At 59.7% G+C, this 19,853-nt stretch carries 15 protein-coding genes and 2 pseudogenes; 10 read left to right on the top strand and 7 right to left on the bottom strand.

From position 1 onward, the window contains the following. From BMY54_RS18980 to BMY54_RS18990, 3 genes are all read right to left on the bottom strand, one after another. The coding region (locus BMY54_RS18980) for a helix-turn-helix domain-containing protein (RefSeq protein WP_139213417.1) at positions 1-258 on the bottom strand (258 nt) is incomplete at its 3' end. A 320-nt stretch (positions 259-578) separates the two neighbouring features. After that, the gene (locus BMY54_RS18985) at positions 579-944 is read right to left on the bottom strand and encodes a DUF6124 family protein (RefSeq protein WP_093435552.1); all 366 of its coding nucleotides are present in this window, start codon (positions 942-944) and stop codon (positions 579-581) included. 516 nt (positions 945-1,460) lie between these two features. Then, on the bottom strand, positions 1,461-2,477 hold the full coding sequence (locus BMY54_RS18990) for an AraC family transcriptional regulator GliR (RefSeq protein ID WP_093435557.1): 1,017 nt from the start codon (positions 2,475-2,477) through the stop codon (positions 1,461-1,463). 210 nt (positions 2,478-2,687) lie between these two features. On the opposite strand from BMY54_RS18990, the gene BMY54_RS18995 reads away from it, so the two are divergent. From BMY54_RS18995 to BMY54_RS19025, 7 genes are all read left to right on the top strand, one after another. Beyond that, the gene (locus tag BMY54_RS18995; protein WP_093435560.1) at positions 2,688-4,283 is read left to right on the top strand and encodes an FAD-binding oxidoreductase; all 1,596 of its coding nucleotides are present in this window, start codon (positions 2,688-2,690) and stop codon (positions 4,281-4,283) included. Between the two features lie 5 nt (positions 4,284-4,288). Beyond that, positions 4,289-5,884, top strand: coding sequence for a glycerol-3-phosphate dehydrogenase/oxidase (locus tag BMY54_RS19000; RefSeq protein WP_093435565.1), 1,596 nt, complete (start codon positions 4,289-4,291; stop codon positions 5,882-5,884). A 20-nt stretch (positions 5,885-5,904) separates the two neighbouring features. Further along, positions 5,905-7,473 carry an FGGY-family carbohydrate kinase gene (locus tag BMY54_RS19005; RefSeq protein WP_093435568.1) on the top strand — a complete coding sequence of 523 codons (1,569 nt, stop codon included), beginning with the start codon at positions 5,905-5,907 and terminating at the stop codon, positions 7,471-7,473. Between the two features lie 240 nt (positions 7,474-7,713). Then, on the top strand, positions 7,714-9,003 hold the full coding sequence (locus BMY54_RS19010) for a phospholipase C/P1 nuclease family protein (protein WP_093435572.1): 1,290 nt from the start codon (positions 7,714-7,716) through the stop codon (positions 9,001-9,003). Between the two features lie 49 nt (positions 9,004-9,052). Beyond that, entirely contained in the window at positions 9,053-11,011 is a 1,959-nt protein-coding gene (locus BMY54_RS19015; protein ID WP_093435577.1) for a DUF1302 domain-containing protein, read from the top strand. Between the two features lie 145 nt (positions 11,012-11,156). Beyond that, positions 11,157-12,530 carry a DUF1329 domain-containing protein gene (locus BMY54_RS19020; protein ID WP_093435580.1) on the top strand — a complete coding sequence of 458 codons (1,374 nt, stop codon included), beginning with the start codon at positions 11,157-11,159 and terminating at the stop codon, positions 12,528-12,530. A gap of 76 nt (positions 12,531-12,606) precedes the next feature. After that, complete coding sequence (locus BMY54_RS19025) at positions 12,607-12,855, top strand: FitA-like ribbon-helix-helix domain-containing protein (protein WP_093435583.1); 249 nt, start codon at positions 12,607-12,609, stop codon at positions 12,853-12,855. 293 nt (positions 12,856-13,148) lie between these two features. On the opposite strand, the pseudogene BMY54_RS19030 reads toward BMY54_RS19025, so the two are convergent. After that, a pseudogene (locus tag BMY54_RS19030) lies at positions 13,149-13,766 on the bottom strand (methyl-accepting chemotaxis protein); the annotation flags it as partial. A gap of 524 nt (positions 13,767-14,290) precedes the next feature. On the opposite strand from BMY54_RS19030, the gene BMY54_RS31365 reads away from it, so the two are divergent. Further along, positions 14,291-14,533, top strand: coding sequence for an RNA recognition motif domain-containing protein (locus BMY54_RS31365; protein WP_175559633.1), 243 nt, complete (start codon positions 14,291-14,293; stop codon positions 14,531-14,533). A gap of 87 nt (positions 14,534-14,620) precedes the next feature. Here BMY54_RS31365 and BMY54_RS31370 read toward each other — a convergent pair whose 3' ends face one another. Further along, a complete protein-coding gene (locus tag BMY54_RS31370) occupies positions 14,621-15,484 on the bottom strand; it encodes a methyl-accepting chemotaxis protein (RefSeq protein WP_371748303.1) in 864 nt (287 codons plus the stop codon). Beyond that, positions 15,479-16,540, bottom strand: a pseudogene (locus BMY54_RS31375) (methyl-accepting chemotaxis protein); the annotation flags it as partial. The gene BMY54_RS31370 and the pseudogene BMY54_RS31375, both read right to left, overlap by 6 nt. A 253-nt stretch (positions 16,541-16,793) precedes the next feature. Between BMY54_RS31375 and BMY54_RS19045 the strand changes: the two are divergent. Continuing rightward, entirely contained in the window at positions 16,794-17,465 is a 672-nt protein-coding gene (locus tag BMY54_RS19045) for a lipopolysaccharide core heptose(II)-phosphate phosphatase PmrG (protein ID WP_175559634.1), read from the top strand. After that, a complete protein-coding gene (locus BMY54_RS19050) occupies positions 17,462-18,283 on the top strand; it encodes a phosphatase PAP2 family protein (protein ID WP_093435596.1) in 822 nt (273 codons plus the stop codon). The genes BMY54_RS19045 and BMY54_RS19050 overlap by 4 nt, the downstream gene beginning before the upstream one ends. A 66-nt stretch (positions 18,284-18,349) precedes the next feature. Here the strand turns inward: BMY54_RS19050 and BMY54_RS19055 are convergent, their stop codons facing one another. Beyond that, complete coding sequence (locus BMY54_RS19055; protein WP_371914444.1) at positions 18,350-19,828, bottom strand: ArnT family glycosyltransferase; 1,479 nt, start codon at positions 19,826-19,828, stop codon at positions 18,350-18,352. Between the last annotated feature and the right edge of the window lie 25 nt (positions 19,829-19,853).

Raw genomic sequence — 19,853 nt, forward strand, 5'->3', positions numbered from 1 at the left:
ATCGGGATGTTCGTTTTTCTTGGCCAGCAACTTGGCGATGATTTCATCGGAAGTTTGGTGAGGGCAATTCAGCGGCTTACGCGACTGCTCTTTCAAGCCATCCACGCCCAACGCTGCATACCGTTCCAGCCACTTGTCGATGGTTGGACGACTGACGCCATACCGCCGGCTTAATTGGCTTTTGGTGTAGCTGCCGCTGAGCCAATCGCTAATTAACTTCACTCGTTGATCCATTGGGGACTCTTGTTTCCAGGGCATGGTCAGCACCTCCTGACCATGATTGATACCTGTAAACCATGTCCCCGGTCTCAAACGTAAAGGATGTACCCGGTCTTTACCCACCCTAGCCCTCTCCCGGAGGGAGAGGGGACTGACCGAGTTGTCTGACGCTATACACCGACCTGAATGACCGAGTCGATTATGGATTCACAGCAGCACTCTCAGGTCGGTGTATCTAGTGAACATCCCACGGTCGGCCCCCTCTCCCTATGGGAGAGGGCTGGGGTGAGGGGAAAATGGCACACCGCAAAAAGAAGCCCGCCACCTAACCATCACAGTTGGGGCAGCGGGCTTTTTCGTTACTCGGTCGGCACTAACCTGTCCAACACGCGATTGACGGCCATTTCCGCCACCATCACCACTTGCGCAATACCCTGCAGTGTCTTGCGGTGTGTGCCTTCAACCTGCGCGGCATGGTTGTTGAGCATGACGGTCGCCGAGCCAAGCGTTTCGCTGGCGTCGGCCAGCAGGGATTCGGTGCCTGCCTCGGGGTTGGCCATGTACAGCGTGTTGGGGGAGTAGGGCGTTGCCATGAGGTCGGCGTTCGTCGGACCGAGGTAGTGGTCGAGCGCGCGCTCGGCGGCTTCGTGGAATTTCTTTGAATCGGCGGAATCGTAGGGGGAGGCCGGGTCGGTGACCGGCGGGTTTGGCGTTACTTTGAACATGGGAGCGTACCTTTTAAAGCCGCATCCATTTCGCCGCTAAGCAAAAGGGAGGCAGCTGTGCGCAAGTTAGCGGACCGGTCGCATCCCACCCCGGCGCACCCGAAGGTGCCATGCGCACAGCCACCATCAAACGCAGGCAAATACCTGACTGGATGATACTGGTGCAGCGGGGAGCGAATGTAGCCGAGCCGCTAAGCTCGATCACTGGGAATCAGTGACGCAATCAAGTTACGCAGCATGCTCCGGGCGCACAAGCCGGCGGATTCTGGCGCAGGCGTAGGTTACGGCGCAAGGATTTGTGGGCTGTTTCGCGTAACGCTGAGTGTCTTTAAACACCTGTGATGCGGGATGTTTATTGCGCTCAAATATCGAGGATTTACCTGTAGGAATTGGGTGCTGCAGTTGGCGCATTCGCGAGCAAGCTCGCTCCCACAATGGATCTGCAGTGAACATCGAATTTGTGAGCCGCCGAGATCTACTGTGGGAGCGAGCTTGCTCGCGAAGAGGCCCGAACAATCAACCCCGATGCATCTGCCGAAACTCCCCCGGCGGCATCCCGCGCCGACTCTTGAACGTGCGGTGAAACGAGCGGGGTTCGGTAAACCCCAGATACTGCGCAATGTCCTGAATCGGCAGCGTGCTATTGAGCAAATAATGCTCAGCCAGCTCCTGACGCAAATCATCGAGAATCTGCTGATACGACGTCCCCGCCTGATGCAACTGCCGCTGCAACGTCCGCACGGAAACAGCGAGCTGTTCTGCGACCTGCTCCTTGCGCGGCAACCCCTCCTTGAGCAACTGCCGCAGAATGTTCTTCACCTGCTGCTCAAGCGACGCATCCTCCAGTGTCGCCATCAAGCCCAGCGCATGTTCTTCCAGCGTTCGCAGCAACTGCGCATCGGCCTGACGCAACGGCAGCTGCAAATACGCCAGCGGCACGACCAGCGCCGAATACGGCTGATCGAACAACACCGGGCAATCGAAAAACGCTTCGTACTGCGCTGGCGTGGCCTCGGCCGGGCATGGATGTTCGAGCCAAACTCCGGCCGGCGACATCTGCGTGTCGGCAATCCAGCGCGCATATTGCAGCCATGACCCCAACACGTTTTCCACCAGATGCCGACGAATCCGTGGACGCTGATAACGGCAAGTCCAGATCAGATGCACGTGACCGTCCTTCACCTCGGCACGGCTGACGCCCATGTCGCCGACCAGTTTCTCGAACGGCATGATCCGGCTCATCGCATCGCCCAACGTCGCGCAGTTCATGGTGATGTAACCGAGCACGCTCCACGAATTGGGCAGGACGAAATTCGCCGCGTTGAGCCCGAACAACGGATCGCCCGAGTGCTCGCAGAAATAATCCAGCAAGCGTTCATGCGCTTCACCGGGCAAACGCAGGGTGTTGTCGCTCAACTGCTGCGCCTGCAAACCCGCCGCCGCCAACGCCGGCTCGATATCCATGCCTAGTTGTTCGGCATGGCGCAGGTACTTGAGCAGGGGCGGAACCGAGGTGTAGCCGAGCGATTGCATGATCCCATTCCTTTGATCAACGGCAGCGGAGGCGGACGAATAGCCTGAAAGGTAATTTGAAACCCCGACTAAAGTAAATGGCTGACGCTTGCGCGACGTTTGACTCAATTGGCTACACGAACTGGCCGGATGCGACCGTGACACTTGGCGGCCGCTGGCTAGTATGGAGGCCTGAAATATCACTGATCTGACGGTAAGAAGGACACACGCATGCGACGCTGGAACGGCTGGGGAGATGCAACCACGGTGGTCGAACTGCCGGCCCAGGGCGCGGAGTTTCTTCATGAGCGCTTGGGCGAGGGGCGCGCGCTGCCCGATGCAACGCTAGAGGCGGCGCTGGCGCGTGTGCCGAATTCGCGGTTGCAGGCGCACACTTTGTACAGCGTCGATGCCCATGATCGTTTGCTGCATGCCCGAGGCCAGAGCCTGCCGGACTGGCTGGCGCTGCGCGAAGGTGCGCTGGGCCATTATCCCGATGCGGTGGCCTTTCCCGAGACCGCTGAGCACATCCGCCAGTTGCTGGCGCTCACCCATGAACAAGACTTGTGCCTGATCCCGTATGGCGGCGGCACATCGGTGGCCGGCCACATCAATCCACCGGATTCGGCGCGGCCAGTGGTGACGGTGTCGCTGGCGCGGATGAACCGCCTGATCGACCTCGATGAACAGAGCCTGCTGGCGACGTTCGGCCCCGGCGCGAGTGGGCCGCAGGTCGAAAGTCAGTTGCGTGCGAAAGGCTACACGCTTGGGCATTTTCCGCAGTCGTGGGAGCTGTCGACGCTGGGCGGTTGGGTCGCCAGCCGTTCCAGCGGTCAGCAGTCGCTGCGCTATGGCCGGATCGAGCAGTTATTCGCTGGCGGAACGCTGGAAACCTTCGCCGGGCCGCTGGAGATTCCAACCTTCCCGGCCTCTGCCGCCGGGCCTGATCTGCGCGAAGTGGTGCTCGGTTGCGAGGGCCGTTTCGGGATCATTTCCGAGGTTAAAGTGCGGGTCAGCGCGCTGCCCGCCGATGAGCGTTTCTACGGTGTATTTCTGCCCGACTGGCCGCAAGCGCTAAGGGCGATCCGCCAATTGGCTCAGGCGCGCGTGCCGCTGTCGATGCTGCGCCTGTCCAACGCCGTGGAAACCGAAACGCAACTGGCGCTGGCCGGTCATCCGCAACAAATCGCTTGGCTGGAAAAGTATCTGAAACTGCGCGGCGCCGGTGCGGGCAAGTGCTTGCTGACCTTCGGCGTGACCGGCAATCGTCGGCAAAACGCGCTGTCGCTGAAACAGGCGCGACAACACCTCAAGGCCTTCGGCGGCGTGTTCACCGGCACCTTGCTCGGCAAGAAATGGGCGCAGAACCGCTTCCGTTTCCCCTACCTGCGCGAGAACCTGTGGAACGCCGGTTACGTGGTCGACACCCTCGAAACCGCCACCGACTGGAGCAATGTCGACCACCTGCTCAACCTCGTTGAAAACAGCCTGCGCGAGGCCTTGGCCGCCGAAGGCGAGCGCGTGCACGTGTTCACCCACCTGTCCCACGTCTACGGCGAAGGTTCGAGCATCTACACCACCTACGTGTTTCGCCCAGCAGCGGATTACCCCGCGACGCTGGCACGCTGGAAAGCGCTGAAACACGCGGCCAGCCAGACCATCGTCGACAACCACGGCACCATCAGCCACCAGCACGGTGTCGGCAAGGATCACGCGCCGTACCTGCTGCGCGAGAAGGGCGCATTGGCGATGGACACCTTGCAGGCGCTGAGCAAACACTTCGATCCGGCCGGGCGCCTCAATCCCGGCACGCTGCTGCCGGAGTGACGGCCATGAGTCAGGACTGGAACGCCGCGTGGCGCCAGCAGATTCTGCCGACGCTGGCCGAGGAAAGCTGGGATCTGATCGTCATCGGCGGCGGTATCAGCGGCGCCGGCATCCTGCGTGAAGCCGCGCGTCGAGGTTGGCGCTGTCTGCTGCTGGAGCAGCGCGATTTTGCCTGGGGCACGTCCAGTCGATCTTCGAAAATGGTCCACGGTGGTTTGCGTTACATCGCCAAAGGCCAGTGGCGCCTGACCCGCGATTCGGTGCGCGAGCGCCAACGCCTGCTCGACGAAGCGCCGGGGTTGGTCGAGCCGATGAGTTTCCTGATGCCGCACTATCGCGGCGGCTTTCCCGGGCCGCGGGTGCTGGGTGGTTTGCTGAGCGTTTACGACGCCTTGGCGGGACGGCGCAGCCATCGCTTTCATGATGCGCAACAGCTTCGATATCTGGCGCCGGGGGTGAAGGAAAACGACTTGCTCGGCGGCACCTGTTTTGTCGATGCGCTGACCGATGATGCGCGGTTGGTGATGCGCGTGTTGAGCGAAGCGCGGGCCGAGGGTGCGGTCGTGGTCAATGGCGTGCGCGTCGAACAGTTGCTGCGGGAAAGCGGCCGAGTGTGTGGCGTTCAGGTCGAGGATTGCGAAGCCGGCTCGTCACTGCAATTGCGCTGCGGCGTGCTCGCGGTGGCTACCGGCGCCTGGGCTGAACGCCTGCGCCCGGCAGAGGCGCCACGGCAATTGCGGCCGTTGCGCGGTAGTCATTTATTGTTGCCGGGTTGGCGTCTGCCGGTGGCGCAGGCGTTCACTTTCATGCATGAGCGCGACCGGCGTCCGGTGTTCGTTTTCCCGTGGGAAGGCGCGACGGTGGTCGGCACCACGGACCTTGATCACCGTGAGGATCTTGATCAGAGCGCGAGCATCAGCGGCGAAGAACTCGACTATCTGCTGGCGGCTTGCACGCAACAGTTTCCCGGAGCGCAAGTGAACGCTTCGGACGTGCTGTCGACATGGTCGGGCGTACGTCCGGTAGTCGGCAGTGCGGCGGGCAATCATCAAGACAAACCGTCGAACGAAACCCGCGAGCATGTGCTGTGGCAGGAGCCGGGTTGCGTAACCCTGGCTGGCGGCAAACTGACCACGTTTCGCCCGCAAGCCATCGAAGTGCTTAAGGCCTGCGCGGCGATGCTCGAGCGTCCTTTCGTTGACGACGCCGCGCCAGTGTTTGCCGCTGTGCCTGCGCTGGCGATCCCTGAATTGAGCAACCATCAGTGGCGACGCCTGGCCGGACGGCATGGCCGCGACCTGCCGAGGCTGGCGCAACTGATCAAAGAAGTCAGCCACGAAACGGTCGGTGCTACGGACACGTTGTGGGCAGAACTGGCCTTCGCCTGCGAAGCGGAAATGGTCTTGCACCTCGACGATCTGCTCCTGCGCCGCACGCGTCTGGGCCTGCTGTTGCCGCGCGGTGGCGAAGCGTATTTCGCCGCCATCCGCCAAACCTGCCAGCCACGACTGGGCTGGAGCGACGAACACTGGCAGCAGGAAGAACAGCGTTATCGGGCGTTGTGGCAACGCCATCACGGTTTGCCGGATGCCACGCCTTGATGCCCCCAGAAGAGAGCTCCATGGATAACCACCCGAACAAGCGTTACCTGCTGGCCATCGACAACGGCACCCAGAGCGTGCGCGCGCTGCTCTTCGATTTGCAGGGCAATCTGCTCGGCAAAGGCAAGGTCGAGTTGCAGGCGTATTACTCGACGCAGCCGGGTTGGGCCGAGCAGGATCCTGAGTATTACTGGGCGAAACTCGGCGAGGCGTGTCAGCAGGTCTGGCAGCAAACGGGGATTGATCGCGCGCAGATTGCCGGCGTTTCCCTGACCACGCAGCGCGGCACGGTGATTAACGTCGATGCCGAGGGCAAGCCATTGCGCCCGGCGATTCTGTGGCTCGATCAACGTCAGAGCGAGGTCGAGGGCGGCATCAAAGGGCCGTGGGGCTGGCTGTTCAAACTGGTCGGCGCCCAGGCGACTGTGGATTATTTTCGTGCTCAGGCTGAGGCGAACTGGATCGCTCAGCATCAGCCTGAAGTGTGGGCGGCGACGGACAAGTTTTTACTGCTCTCGGGGTTTCTCACCCATCGACTTTGCGGACGCTTTGTCGATTCGGTCGGTTGCTGCGTCGGCTACCTGCCGTTCGACTTCAAACGCCTGAAATGGGCCGCGCCGAGTGACTGGAAATGGCAGGCGCTGGCGGTGCGCCCCGAGCAATTGCCGACCCTGCACAAACCCGGAGAAACCCTCGGCCACATTACCGCCGAGGCCGCTCGCCATACGGGTATTCCCGAAGGCTTGCCGCTGATCGCTGCCGGCGCCGACAAGGCTTGCGAAGTGGTCGGTTCTGGCGTGGTCGATGCGAGCACGGTGTGCTTGTCCTACGGCACCACGGCGACGATCACCAGCACCCGCTCGCGCTATCTGGAAATCGTCCCGTTGATCCCGCCATATCCATCGGCGGTGCCGGATCAGTACAACTGCGAGGTGATGATTTATCGCGGTTACTGGATGGTCAGCTGGTTCAAGAACGAGTTCGGTTTGCGCGAGATGCAGCAGGCGAAAGAGCAGGGTATCGAGCCTGAGCAGTTGTTCGATGCACTGGTTGAGGCGGTGCCGCCGGGCTCGATGGGCCTGATGCTGCAACCGTATTGGTCGCCGGGGATTCGCGAGCCGGGTGTCGAGGCGAAAGGCGCGATGATTGGCTTCGGCGATGTGCACACCCGCGCGCATATTTATCGGGCGATTCTGGAAGGGCTGGCGTATGCGTTGCGTCAGGGCATGGAGAATATCGAGCGGCGTTCGAAGGTCTCGGTCAAGCGGTTGCGCGTGGCCGGTGGCGGCTCGCAGAGTGATGCGGCGATGCAGCTCACGGCGAATATTTTCGGCCTGCCGGCGGAGCGGCCGCATGTGTATGAGGCGTCCGGTCTGGGCGCGGCGATTTGTTGTGCGGTGGGGTTGGGGTTGCATGCGGATTTCCCCACGGCCATCGCGGCGATGACCAGAGTAGGGGCTGTCTTCACCCCACAACCCGATGCGCAAAAAATCTACGAGCAACTGTACAAAGAGGTCTATCTGCGCATGTACCGCCAGCTCAAACCGCTGTATCAGAGCATCCGCAAAATCACCGGTTACCCCGCCTGAAAGAACGCCGCCAATCCCTGTGGGAGCGAGCTTGCTCGCGAATGCGGAGTGTCAGTCACTATTGTCTTGTCTGACCCACCGCTTTCGCGAGCAAGCTCGCTCCCACAAGGTTATGCGGTGGAATCAGATCCTCTTATGTGGCGCCATCGGAGAACTTTTCTGGTGAGATCGGACAGTGTCAGCGGCGGGGTCGGTTGTTAGGCTCATCCCCCACGGCACCGCCAATAAGAACGAAAAGCAATGAAGCTGACCTTCCTCCTGTTGCTGCTTTGTGCAACGGCCCCGAGCGCCTGGGGCTGGTCGAACCATACGGTCGGCAGCTATCTGGCGTTGCAGGACCTGCCAGCGTTGCGCGACGCGCCAGCGGTTGCAGTCGAGCCACTGGAGCAGTTTCTCACCGAGCAATATCCGGCCGTGCTGGCGCTGTTGGAGCAACAGGAAAGCTTCGCCCGCGCGCACTTCACTCAGTACCCGCCACGACCTGACAACCTGAAATTGCCCGCAGTGCCGAGTGACAATTTACGCCACGACTTTCTCACTGCGCTGCGCATCAATCCCGAGATTCACTTGGCAATGGTCATCCAGCCATTACCCGGCAAAGACCTGCCCGAGCGCGAGCATCTGCAAGCTAACCAGGTCATGGTCGAACAAACCCTGTCACCGTGGAATCGTCAGCGTTTCATCGTGGTCACCGATCATGAAAAAGTCGCAGCCCTGGCCGTGCTCGCCAGCGCCGCCGACGAGCCGGATTACGGTCACGACATCAATCTGTTCAGCGACAACCCCGGCAACGTCGGCGCGCTCTACGGCTTCGGCCCGCAACCGTTCGGCGATGCGCGTTTCCAGTACAGCTCACAGGCGCCGTTCCATATGGGCTTCTTCCATGAAAGCGCGGTGGTGTATGCCGCTGCCGGTTTCCTCGAGCGCAGTTGGCCGGACTGGCGCGCGTATCAATACCTGGGCCTGGCGCGACTGGCATTTGCCAGCGGTCATCGGTATTGGGGGTATCGCTTTCTCGGCTGGGGCCTGCACCACATTCAGGACCTGACCCAGCCGTATCACGCCAAGCCGCTGCCGGGCGTCGACCTCGCCAGTCTTCTGCTGCTGGAAGGCAAGGCGCTGGCCGGTTTCGCCGCCGACAAACAAGCCTCCATCGAGCGCGTCGCCACACGGCATATGGAAGTGGAGAAATATCAGTCGACCTGGCTGCGGCGCGTGCTGCGTGCCGGTCAGCCGCATCCGATGCTCGCGGCTTACGCCGATGTGGCTCAGGACAAAAGCTACCCGCCGTACTCGGTCGACTACCTGCGCGAAGTGGTCAGCGCCGAAGCCGTCAACGACTCCGCCGCCTTCGACGAAGCCATCGGCCAGTGGCTGGAAACGGCGCCCGTCAGCAGTGATTTCAGCAGCGGCAATCAGCTGCAACGCGAAGACTTCGACCACCCGGCGCTTAACCAGCAACTGTTCAGGTTGCTCGGACATTTCGGCGCGCACAGCCGGATTTACGTCAGCACGGGTTTGGCGCCGTAGTGCGCCGCAACGCACACCACAACAATAAAAAACAGGGAAGGAGGAACAGATGATCAACACTCGATTGCGCCTGACGGGCGCCGCGCTCCCCGGTGTCGGCCTGGCAGGGCTGCTGCAGTTGTGCGCAGTCGATGCGGCGCACGCGGTGGAATTCAGCTTCATGGACAAACAGGTCACTGGCTCCCTCGACACGACCTTGTCCTACGGTCGTTTGTGGCGGGTGCAGGGCCGCGACAAGACTAACGATGACGTCAACACCAACGACGGCAATCGCAACTTTGACACCGGGCTGGTTTCCGAGGTGTACAAGATCACCTCCGAGCTTGAAGCCAACTATCAGAACTACGGCGTGTTCGTGCGCGGTACCGCGTTCTACGACACGCTACTGATGGACAAGCGCAACGACTACTACGACAACAACAGCCCCTCGCAACCGAGCCAGAGCTACCCGCAGGACAACCATTTCACCAGCCAGACCCGCGACATCGCCGGCAGCCGCATCGAGATGCTCGATGCCTACGTGCATGGCAGCTGGGACGTCGCGCAGATGCCGGTGACCGCGCGCGTCGGTCGGCAGGTGTTCAACTGGGGTGAGGGGATTTTCTATCGCGGCGGGATCAACACCACCAACCCGGTGGACGCCGCCAAGTACCGCTTGCCCGGCGCCGAAGTCAAGGAAGTGCTGGTGCCGGTGGAGGCACTGAGTTTCAACATCGGCCTGACCGATTCGCTGACCATGGAGAGTTTCTACCAGACCAACTGGAAGGAAACCCGTATCGATCCGGTCGGCACCTTCTACTCGCAAACCGACTTGTTCGCCGACGGTGGCAACACCGGTTACAACAACTTCAGCGGCACAGCGCTCGACACGCCGGTTCCGGGGTTCGGCAACGTCATCGGTTTGTACAGCGCGCTGGGCAACAACCCGTTGCTCAACTCCGCCCTGCAAAGCACCGGGCTGTACGCCAATGGCGTGACACCGGCCTACGGCAACACACTGAAAGTGGCGAGCGTCGGCAAGGACTACAACGCACGCAACGATGGCCAGTTTGGTTTTGCCTTTCGCTATATCGCCGAACAGGTCAACAGCACCGAGTTCGGTTTGTACATGGTCAACTACCACGCCAAGGAGCCGACCATCGCGGCGGACCTGGGCGGCTACAAAGGCATCGACATGGACGCGCTGACCAACCTGTTGTCCGGTGTCGCCGGCAGTCAGGCCGGGGCGCTGGCCAATGGGTTGGCGACGGCCGACGTGATGGGCAATATCCAGGCGCATCGGCGTTATGCCGAAGACATCCGCATGTACGGCTTCAGCTTCAACACCACGTTGGGCGAGGCCTCGGTATTTGGTGAGATTGCTTATCGGCCGAATCTGCCGATCGGCGTTGCGGCGACCAACGATTTGATTGGCGACCTGGCCAACGGTGCTGCGGCGGCAGTGACGGGCAAGTCGATCAACGTCGGCGGGCAGATGGTCACCCTCGACAGCCAGATCAATAACGCCGAGCGTGTGGAAGCGTTCAATACTTCGCTGGGGACCATCTACAACTTCGGCCCGACGGCTTCGTTCGACTCGCTGTTCGGCATCTTCGAACTGGCCTCCGAGCACCTGCGCGGCAGCAGTCTGCAATACACCGCTTACGACGGCAGTCGTCGTTACTACGCCGGCACGGGCAACTATTCCTATGTGTCGGGCGGTGATCGCGACGATCAGGTCAATCGCAATTCCTACAGCTACACGGCGATGCTCAACGGCACCTGGAACGACGTATACGCCGGGGTCAACGTCTCGCCGTACATCGTCTACAAGGACGATTTCGAGGGCAACAGCTATCAGGCCGGCAACACCATCGAAGGTCGCAAGGCCTACACGTTGGGGATAAAAGCCAATTACCAGAACAAGCTTGAAGCCGAGTTGCAGTACACCGAGTTCTACGGCGGCGGGCAGAACAACGGCATCCGCGACCGCGATAACGTCGGGTTCAACCTCAAGTATTTCCTTTGAAGGCTACACACAGCCCCTGTGGGAGCGAGCCTGCTCGCGAAGAGGCCGGCACATTCAGCATTGATGTCGACTGACACACCGCTTTCGTCGGAACGCCGCCCGGAGCAGGCTCGCTCCCACATGTTTTTGTATTTTGGAGAAGATCATGGTTCACACTTCGAGATTGACCAAAGCTTCGCTAGCGCTGTTTCTGGGCCTGGCTGCCAGTAGCGCTTTCGCCGCCATCACCCCACAACAAGCCGAACAACTGAAAACCACCCTGACCCCCATGGGCGCCGAGCGTGCCGGCAACGCCGCCGGCACCATTCCCGCCTGGACCGGCGGCATCACTCAAGCCCCGGCCGGTTACAAACCGGGACAGCATCACCCGGATCCTTTTGCCGCAGACAAACCGCTGTTCACCATCACCAAAGCCAATATCGACCAATACAAAGCCCACCTCAGCCCCGGCCAGATCGCCTTGTTCAACAGCTACCCCGACACCTTCCAGATGCCGATCTACCCGTCCCGCCGCTCCGGTTCAGCGCCGCAATGGCTGTACGACAACACCCTGAAAAACGCCACCTCGGCCAAGCTGCTGGAAGGCGGCAGCGGTTTCTCCGATGCTTACGGCGGCGTGCCGTTCCCGGTGCCCAAGGACGGCGTTGAAGTGCTGTGGAACCACATCACTCGCTATCGCGGTATCTACGTCGTGCGCCGCGCCTCCGAAGCGCCGGTCCAGCGCAACGGCAGCTTCGCGCTGGTGACGTCGCAGCAGGAGGCGCTGTTCAATTACTACCGCCCGAACGGCCAGTTCGCCGACCTGAAGAACATCCTGTTCTACTACCTCGCCTTCGTGAAAAGCCCGGCACGGCTGGCCGGCGGTGCCGCCCTCGTGCACGAAACCCTCGACCAACTCAAAGACGCACGCCAAGCCTGGATCTACGACGCCGGCCAACGCCGCGTGCGCCGCGCACCGAACCTCGCCTACGACACGCCGATCGCATCCTCCGATGGCCTGCGCACCGCCGACGACACCGATCTGTTCAACGGCTCGCCTGATCGCTACGACTGGAAGCTCAAGGGCAAACAGGAAATCTACATCCCCTACAACAACTACAAAGTCGGCAGCCCCGAGGTGAAGTACGCGCAACTGCTCACCCCGGGTCACCTCAACCCGCAATACACCCGCTATGAACTGCACCGCGTGTGGGTGGTGGAAGGCAACCTGAAACCGGGCTCGCGGCATATCTATTCCAAACGCGTGCTGTTCCTCGATGAAGACAGCTGGGGCGCGGCATTGGTCGATCAGTACGATGGGCGAGGGGAGTTGTGGCGCGTGTCGATGGCCTACCTGAAAAACTTCTACGACCTGCCCACTACGTGGAGTGCGCTGGATGTTTTCCACGATTTGCAGGCGCGCCGTTACTACGTGCAGAACCTTGATAATGAAGAGGCGGAGACAGTCGATTTTGCGCAGCCGGTGCCGGAGGATGCTTATTTTATGCCGTCGGCGTTGCGGCAGCGTGGGACGCGGTAAGTGATTGCGCTGGCTGTTCTTGGGCGGATGGATGTTAGTCTCGATCAATGATTTTTAGTTGATAGCAGGAGTCATCATGGCCAGCATCACAATTCGAAATATTGATGGTCCGCTCATGGATCAGTTACGGATTAACGCGGCCCAGAACGGAAATTCCATCGAGGAGGAAGCTCGCATGATTCTGGGGCGAGCATTGATTAGAAGGGATAGCGCTGGAGGCTTGGGTAGCCGGATTCGCCAGCGCTTTTCCTCGGTCGGAGGGATCGACCTTGCTTTGCCTTCACGGCAGGAAAAAGCCAGGGTTATGGATTTTCCAGATTGCTGATGCTCGAAATGCGCACGCGCTGAAGAATACCTTCAAGGAGCTGCCGAAGGCTGCGATCTTTTGATCTGGCTTCTGATTTGTTCAAAAGCGAAGATCAAAAGATCGCAGCCTGCGGCAGCTCCTACATTAGGCGGAGTTTTTTTCGGGACATCGGGGTGATGGGGCGGACGCAATCGCGAGCAGGCTCACTCCTACAGGGGATTGGTGTAGTTCACATAGTCTGTGATCAACACCATTTCTTGTAGGCCTTCGCCTGCTCGCGATGCGGTTGTAGCTTCAGCGCGGAATCCAGATCAAACGCGGAAGTGGCTGACCATCTGCTGCAACTGACCACCCAAACGCGCCAGTTCAACACTCGACGCCGCCGTCTCATCACTCGCCGCAGCGGTCTGTTCCGACACGTCGCGTACGTTGATGATGCTGCGGCTGATCTCTTCAGCCACGGCGCTCTGCTGTTCGGCAGCAGCAGCGATCTGCTGGTTCATCGACTGGATGTTCGACACCGTACGGGTGATGTTTTCCAGCGATGCGCCAGCCTTGCGCGTCAGGGCCACGCTGCTGTCGGTCAGCGCGCGGCTGTTGCTCATCACGGCCGAGACTTGCTGGGTGCCGTTCTGCAGACCGGCGACCAGGCCTTCGATTTCTTCGGTGGATTTCTGCGTACGCTGAGCCAGACCACGAACTTCATCGGCAACCACAGCAAAACCACGACCGGCTTCACCGGCACGCGCGGCTTCGATTGCAGCGTTGAGGGCGAGCAGGTTGGTCTGTTCAGCAACAGCCTTGATCACGTCCATGACGCTGCCGATCTTGTCGCTTTCCTGTTGCAGCACGCTCATGGCTTCGGTCGAACGCACCACTTCGCTGGCCAGACGCTCGATCTGCGCGATGGCTTCGTTTACGACTTTGTTTTTAGAGCTTGTTGTCAATGAAAAGAAATGAGCTTGACGTGTAAAGGATAGGATTAAGACGTCGGTCTGATGGTTGGAAAGTTCATGTATAGACGAGATGCAGAAACCAGTGGGTGTTAGTTGATGCTGAATAGATAGTTTTGTGTTTCATAAAGCGGTACTTCACTTGTGAGTAACAGTCTGGATAATCATATAACTAGCTTGTTCGTTCCATTATCGGCCTGCCATGATCAGCTAAAAGACGCGGGGGAATTTCAAAGGCACGTGAAACTTGTTGATGAACTCTGCGCATATGCAGACCGCGAGGACCATACGGCGGCACTTCTTGCACAGGTGACGTAGCGGATCTATTAATACGAGACTAAAACTGTTTTATTCGTGCTAATCCTCATACCACTCCAGCATAACGGTTAGATTGAATTCGTCTAAAAGCCTGGTATTTCTTACAGGTGTAAAAATTTTTCGGGATTGTTATGTTCGGCGTGCGAGTGGAAATAACATATGCAAGCCAAGAGGTGCGAGCCATGAGTGTGAGAATTTATATAGGTGGCCTTTCGTTTAATATTACGGACGATTCGCTGAGAGACGCATTCAATAATTATGGCGAGATTGTAGACGCGATTATAATTAGGGAAAGAGAAACAGGGCTGTCTCGTGGGTTTGGTTTTGTGACTTTTTCAGACGACGTCTCTGCCCAAAGTGCTATTGATGATCTAGATGGAAGTGAGTACGAGGGTCGTACCATAACAATCAGTCGTAGCAGATAAGGACATAAAAACGAAGCACTAGATGTTCTGAACTACAAAGCCTTTGTTGTCAAAGGCTTTGTAGTAGATGGTATTCAGGTGATGAAATCAAACCCGGAAGTGGCTGACCATCTGCTGCAATTGACCACCCAGGCGCGCCAGTTCAACACTCGACGCGGCGGTCTCATCACTCGCTGCGGCGGTCTGTTCCGACACGTCGCGCACGTTGATGATGCTGCGGCTGATCTCTTCAGCCACGGCGCTCTGCTGTTCGGCAGCAGCAGCGATCTGCTGGTTCATCGACTGGATGTTTGACACCGTACGGGTGATGTTTTCCAGCGATGCGCCAGCCTTGCGGGTCAGGGCGACGCTGCTGTCGGTCAGCGCGCGGCTGTTGCTCATCACGGCCGAGACTTGCTGGGTGCCGTTCTGCAAACCGGCGACCAGGCCTTCGATTTCTTCGGTGGATTTCTGCGTACGCTGAGCCAGACCACGAACTTCATCGGCAACCACAGCAAAACCACGACCGGCTTCACCGGCACGCGCGGCTTCGATTGCAGCGTTGAGGGCGAGCAGGTTGGTCTGTTCAGCAACAGCCTTGATCACGTCCATGACGCTGCCGATCTTGTCGCTTTCCTGTTGCAGCACGCTCATGGCTTCGGTCGAACGCACCACTTCGCTGGCCAGACGCTCGATCTGCGCGATGGCTTCGTTGACGACTTTGTCGCCTTCGCGGGCTTCGCCGTCAGCGGCGGCGGCCGCTTGCGAAGCTTCTTCGGCATTGCGCGCAACTTCCTGCACGGTGGCGGTCATCTCGTGCATCGCGGTGGCAACCTGATCGGTCTCGACCTTCTGGCTGTTCACACCGGCGCTGGTCTGCTCGGTCACGGCCGAGAGCTCTTCAGCGGCGCTGGCGATCTGGGTGACGCCGTCGCGGATGCCGCTGATCAAGTCACGCAGGGTCACGCCCATGCGCGCGATGCCTTGTTGCAGCACGCCGAGTTCGTCGCGGCGGGTGACGGTGACGTTCTGGGTCAGGTCGCCGCTGGCGATGCGCTCGACCACGGCGAGGGTTTCTTGCAGTGGACGGGTGATCTGACGGGTGATGATCACCGCAGCAATCACGCCAACCAACAGCGCCAGCAGGGTGCTGATCAACTGGAAGGTGCGCGCCTGGGCGCTTTCGACATCGCGGCGGTCGAGTTGAATCTGGTACAGCTGCTCGCTGGTGTTGACGATCGCGGTGCCTTGATCGGTCATTTCCTTACGGGCCTGCACGGCGTCGGTGTTGGCGTTTTTGTACGCCATCAATGCGCTGCGATAGTTGACCAGTGCGGTTTCCAGTTGACGCAGGGCGTCTTGCTGAGAGTCGGCGAAATGCACGTTCAGTTGCTTGAGGCTGGCGATTGCGACATCCAGTTGGCCGACGGCTTTCTGCTCGGTTTCGGCGTTGGTGGTGGCGGTATAGCCGCGCACTTCGTAGCGCGCGAGGATGAACGCTTCCTTGGCGGCGGTGATCGCCTGGAACTGTTCGAAACGCTGCTCGCTCATGTCCATCTGCTGCACGCGTTTGCTGATCGATTCGATCTGGTTGTACGCGGTCTCGGCACTCACGCTCATGCTGTCGCGGGCGCTGTTGCCGGTGCGATAGGCGTTGCGCATTTTATTCAGCGAGGTCTGGTATTCAGCGATGGTCGCTGCCTGCTCCTTGAGCAGCTTGACGTTTTCCGGGCTCTTGAAGCTGTTGATCAGCTTCTGTTGCTGCGCGGCAAAACTTTCGAGGGTGGTTTGCACGTTCTGTGCGGCGGTTTCGTCGCCATTGGTCAGCATGTATTGCAGGCGCACCACGCGCAGTTTGGTCAAACCGGCGTTGAGCTGAGTGATGTCGCTCATCCAGTTGCTGCGGTCGATCAGGCCACCGAGGCTGGTCCAGCCTGTCAGGGCCAGTACGCAGGTCAGGGCCAGCACCAGGCCGAAGCCCAGGCCCAGTTTCATGTTCACGCTGATGTTGCCGAACCAGCTATTCATCAAAAATCCTCCAGAAACGTTGGGTTTCTTGTCGTCGGTTAGGCTGGAAGATTGTTGTTTTTTTGAGCCAGCAAGGGTGTTAGCAGGTTTGTATCGGCCGCATTTCCCAGAGCTGAAAGGATTTTGTCCTACGGAGTTTGTAACAACGGATCCCAAGACTTTTTTCACATGGGTTTCACTGGTTGCCCACGCGCGCCTCTGTACCTTCGCCGCATCGAATGAACCCGAGATGCACAGTGGCGAGGCGGTTTTTGTGGAATTGAGACTGAGTCTGTTCGGCGTCAAACGCTCGATCGATTTGAGCTTTTTGGCGCGTTTTCGCAACACTTGGGTGGTGTTGGCGGCATCGGTATTGGTGATCCCACTGACCCTGTGGTTGCTGGCGCCGGCGGCGGTGCCGGACCTGGCCCACGGCAATGTCGCCGGTGCGCAAGCGTTGGCGACAGGTTGGGCCAAGGGCGAGATGATCGTGCTGGTGCGTCATGTCGAGCGTTGCGATCACTCCAAAGCCGCGTGCCTGAGTGGCAATGACGGCATCACCGATCGCTCGCGCAGTGTCGCGGTGGCGGTTGGTGCCCGGTTCGAACAACTGGGCCTGAACAACGCCGACATCTATAACAGCCCGTCGATGCGCACGGTGCAGACGGCCGGCTACATGTTCAATCATGCCGCCAGCGGCGACGACTGGTTGATCAACTGCCGGGGGCGCATGTTGCAGGATGCGCTGGCCCACAAGATCCCGGGGCGCAACCTGATTCTGGTGACCCACAGCGAGTGCATGGCGCAAATCGAGAAAGACCTCAAAGTTTCGGCCTCGGACATGGGTTACGGCTCGTCATTGTTTGTTTCCGCTGCCAGCCCGGCGGCTCCCAAGATGCTCGGCTTTATTGAAGCCTCCGACTGGCGCACGGTGAATACCCGATGAAATCCCGCTTCTACGCTTACAACTTTGGTATTCCGCTCGCTTGTGCGGCGCTGGTGTTCCTGATGTTCGACATGACCAACATCGACATCGCCTTCAGCAACCTGCTGTTCGATCCGCTGACCCAGAGCTTCCCGCTCGACAAAATCCACTTCTTTGAAAAGCTCACGCACAAATGGGCGCGGATCATTCCCAACTGGACGGCGGAAATCGCCCTGATCGGCGCGCTGCTATCGGTGGTCTGGCCATTGGTCAATCCGCAGAAACGTCCGCGCCTTGGTGCGATGCTGGAGCGCAGTAAAATCGCGCCAGTGCTGCGATTTGCCGCTGATCACCGTAGGGATTTTCTGTTTGTGGTGGTCGCATTTGCGGTTTGCACCGGGGTGATTCACTTCCTCAAATCCCACACCAGCGTTTACTGCCCGATCGAGACCACGCTGTACGGCGGGAAAATGGCCCACATTGAGTGGTACAGCAATTTTCAACTGTTCCACGAAGCCGGCAGTGGCCGGTGCTGGCCAGGTGGTCATGCGTCGGGTGGCTTCACCATGCTGGCGCTGTATTTCGTGGCGCGGCGCTATCAATGGCGGTTTTCCAGTGCCATCTTGTGGGGTTCGCTGCTGCTGGGATTGGTTTACGGCACCACCCGCGTCCTGCAGGGCTGGCACTACATGTCCCACACCTTCTGGGCCGGAATCTTCGTCTGGCTGGCGTGTTTGCTGACGGCGCTGGCTTTCTACGGGCGGGCACGGCTGGATGTGCCGGTGCTGAGCAAGCGTGAGCAGAAAGCTTTCAGTGCTCAGCCAGAGGTTTCTCTCTGAACCCGTTCGGATCAAATGAAAAACCCGCCAATCACCGGCGGGTTTTTTTATGCGGCTGCGCAGGTCTCAATAGCCGACGAAGTAATACGCCTGGCTCCCGACCATCATGGCTTTGAGCACTTTCAGTGGCGGCGCGGGCTCACTGTCACCAGCCATCACCACGACATGCGAGGGCGAGGCCGTGAGGAAATCTCGCAACTGCGCTTCGGTATCCAGCCCTTTGAGCACTTGCTGGGTATAGAAGACCGTGGCGCCACCGAGCCGCTCGTTGGCCTGAAACAGTGCGACTTGATGCCCGGCGGTTTGCAGCGTCTGAATCTCTGCACTCAACGGCAGGAACGAAAGCTTTTTGTCGGCATGAGGCAACGCCCACTGCGCGGCGGCGAGGTAACTGCCGATCACCAGCGTGAGCACACCGACTGCCAGTGTCTGACGCTGCCTGGCGATTCGGCCTACGAATCCATTGCCTGATTCGTACAGTTTCAAGCGCTCGAACAGCACGCCCGCATACTCCGCTGCGATCACCGCGGCGGCCGGTGTCATCGACATCAGGTACACCGTGCGTTTGCTCGACGCCAACGTCAGCATGATGAACTGCGCCACGATCCACAGGCTGAAAAACAGCAGGTAACGGTTGGCCTTCAGTTGTTTGCGGAAATGCCAGAGCCCCAGGTACACCAGAATGTTCCACGGCAGAAAGGCTTCCGGCAGTTTGGCGAGGTAGTAGTAGAACGGTTCGTAGTGCCCGGCCTCGACGAACGAACCGCTGAAGCGCCCGACGCTGTTGGTCAGCAGCACTTCTTTGACGGCTTGTGCGCCGCCGTGCTGGAAGAGGATGACGAGCCAGATCAGCAGCGGAATCAAACCGAGCAGGGTCAGGAAACCCGGTCGCAGCCAGTCCGCGAGTTTCAGGCGCTTGTCCATCAGGTTGTCAGCCAGCAGATAAGCAAAAATCACCACTCCCGGCATCGCCAGCCCCAGCACACCTTTGCTCAACGTGGCGATGGCGATCCCGACGACAAACAGCAGCGAGTTGCCCAGAGTCGAGGCCCGCTGCGCCTGATAAAAGGCCAGCAGCGCCGTGGTCACGCCGAGGGCGAGTAATGCATCCTCGCCGACGCCGCGCACATTGCTCCAATAACTGGCCATGGTCGCGAGCAGAATGCCTGCGGTCCAGGCAATCATTTTCGGCCGCTCGAAACGCCGCAACATGCCGTACAGCAGCATCACGCTGAGCAACCCGGCAACGGCCGACGCCAGCCGCACGGCCCACGGTGAAACACCGAACACACGCATGGCGCCAGCATCCAGCCACAGGCTCAGCGGTGGTTTTTCCAGAAACGGTTCGCCGAACAAACGAGGTGTCACCCAGTCGTCGTCCAGGTGCATCTCCATAGCGATGCCGGCGACGCGGGCCTCGGTGGAACCTTGCAATTGATGGTTGCCCAGTGCGAAGAAAAACAGCAGGGCGGCAAGCAGAAACAGCGAAGTGACGGCACGCGACATAGGGTTCAGGTAACCGAAAGGGGCGGGAGGCCTGAGCATACGACGGCAATCCTTAACAAATTGT

Origin of the sequence: Pseudomonas sp. ok266, assembly GCF_900110195.1 — a bacterium.
Lineage (GTDB): Bacteria > Pseudomonadota > Gammaproteobacteria > Pseudomonadales > Pseudomonadaceae > Aquipseudomonas > Aquipseudomonas neuropathica.